The organism is Streptococcus sp. KR (assembly GCF_002238115.1).
GTDB lineage: Bacteria > Bacillota > Bacilli > Lactobacillales > Streptococcaceae > Streptococcus.
Genome location: NZ_NGVM01000186.1, coordinates 1 through 372, shown reverse-complemented (window position 1 = coordinate 372; position 372 = coordinate 1). Strand labels below are relative to the sequence as shown.

The window sequence follows — 372 nt, the reverse complement described above, 5'->3', positions numbered from 1 at the left end:
TAAAGGATAAAAGAAATTCTGATTTTACCTTTACAGGATCTTCATCCATATTTTCCTCAGACAAGTCAAGGACATTGAGATAGGTTTGGGAGTCAGGCGCAATATCAATCATTTCTCCCCCAAAAGTCCGTCCAATGACACTGTACTCTGCTTCTGGATCTACGATGATAATTTCAGTATTTTCACCAGATTCCTTGATTTTGGTCGTGATAATTTCATGCTTGGTTGCCATCCCTTTCCCAGCTCCAGATGTTCCTAAAATCAGACCAGACGGTGTATTTAATAGGCTGCGATCAATGGTAATAATATTACTTGATATTTGATTGATACCGTAATATTTCCCACTACGGTCTTGTAAGTCTACTGAAGTCC

Annotated in this window: 1 protein-coding gene; it reads right to left on the bottom strand. The window is 38.7% G+C overall.

What is annotated here, in order from left to right; all coding sequences use genetic code 11:
* Positions 1 to 372: helicase HerA domain-containing protein (locus CBI42_RS11535; protein WP_373433762.1), on the bottom strand; the 372-nt coding region annotated here is incomplete at both ends.